This window comes from Mesorhizobium sp. M7A.F.Ca.MR.176.00.0.0 (genome assembly GCF_004023165.1).
Classification (GTDB): Bacteria; Pseudomonadota; Alphaproteobacteria; order Rhizobiales; family Rhizobiaceae; genus Mesorhizobium.
In genome coordinates this window covers 80,162-81,813 of record NZ_RZTC01000015.1, presented here as the reverse complement: position 1 = coordinate 81,813, position 1,652 = coordinate 80,162, and the positions used below count along the sequence as shown (strand labels likewise).

Genomic DNA, 1,652 nt, shown 5'->3' with positions numbered 1-1,652 from the left:
GCCCACGGCTTCAGCACGCCCATCTGCCGGACCGAGCCCTGGCTCAGCGGCTGGTCCGGCCGCGCCGATCCGGCGAGTTCCGGCCCGATCCATTCGCCGGGATCGATCGTCGCCATCATCTCGCGGCGATAATCGTCCTCGCGCAGCACCAGTTCGAGAAGCTGGCGGCGCGGCGCGAACAGCGCCATCCAGAAGCCGCCATCGGAAGCGGGTGACAGGCGCGACGGATAGGCCGGCAGATTTTCCAGGATCGCCACCGGATGGGGGGATTTCGGATCAAGGGCGACGATACGATGGCGCCAGCTTTCGCTGATCGCCAGACGGCCGTTGCCGAGCATGACCGCGCCGTTGGGAAATGCCAATCCGGCTGCAAGCTCACGCTGGGAGCCGCTGTCCGGATCGATGGCGAGCACGACGCCGCTGCTGCCGCCCTCCATCAGATCGCGCTTCCAGTCGCGCGCCGGATGCTTGCGCGAGCCGACACACAGGTAGAGCGAGCCATCCACGGTAAAGAGCCCGGCGGTGAGGCAGGACGCCACGCCGCCTGGCAAGCCGATGCGCCTCCAGGTGCCCGGCTGCCCGATTTGCAGGCCCTCACCCTCGATGCCGACGGCAAGGCGGCCATCGGGCGCGGATGCGACAAAGCTGATCGGCGCCGCGAACTCCGCTATTGCGACCGCCGAAGCGCCCGCTCTCCCAAGGTCGATCCGGAAGAGCGTGTTGCCGCTGCTGCACAGCAGTCTCGCTGGCGACGCAACGAGATTGTCGATGGCGGGAAGCGACAGCAGCCGCTCCGCCTCTTCCAGACGGTTGTCCGGTTTGAAGACGCCGTCCATGGCCGGCACGCTGATGCCGGCATCATCAGCCGAAAACAGCCGGCGGACGAACGTGCCTAACCCCGCCATCAGCGCTTCCCCCAGTAATCGTCATGCGCCGTCCATTGCGGATCGGCGCCTTCGATGCGAACGCGGCCGATGCGGTTGTTGGAGACGCCGCCCAGATAGAGCCAGCCCTTGTGCTCGCAGGTCGAGGTGATCGAGGGATGGTTTTCGCCGGCCTCGTCCCACAACGCGTCGATGATCTCGCCGGTTTCCGACACGCGCAGCACGCAGCCGCGATTGATGTTGGGGAACAGCCATTCGTCGGCGGCGATCCGCTTGGCCATGCGGCGGCGAAAACCCGGCTTGCGCATGGCGAGATCGAAGGTTCTGGTGCGTATGCCGAGCAGCGCGATCCAGTAGGTTCCGTCGGAGCCGCGGTTGAGATTGTCGGGATAGCCTGGCAAATTGTCGAGGAAGATTTCACGCTTGCCCTTGTCCGGTCCGTCGAACCAGTAGCGGCTGATGCGGCACGCCCATGTCTCGGCAAAGAGCAGCGACTGGCCGTCGCGGCAAATGGTGACGCCGTTGGGAAAGATCAGGCCGCGCAATATGGTGCGGGTCGAGCCGGTCCTCGGATCGTGGCAGATCAGCCGGCCGTTGCCCCTGCCCTCCAGCGCATCGACCGCCCATTCAGACATTTCGTAGCGGATCGTCGCTTCGCTGAAGAAGATGCGCCCGTCCGGCGCGATGTCGAGATCGTCGGGAAGCCTCAGCCGCGAATCGTCGATCACCGACAGCAGGCTGCGATTGGTTTCGTCGGTGACCTTCGCC

The 1,652-nt window shown here is 65.7% G+C and carries 2 protein-coding genes; both read right to left on the bottom strand.

The window, feature by feature from the left end:
• Positions 1 to 905, bottom strand: a 905-nt coding sequence (locus tag EOB59_RS07955) for a strictosidine synthase (RefSeq protein ID WP_128288104.1), incomplete at its 3' end; no start/stop codon positions are given.
• Positions 905 to 1,652: SMP-30/gluconolactonase/LRE family protein (locus EOB59_RS36060; RefSeq protein ID WP_245486564.1), on the bottom strand; the 748-nt coding region annotated here is incomplete at its 5' end. The genes EOB59_RS36060 and EOB59_RS07955, both read right to left, overlap by 1 nt.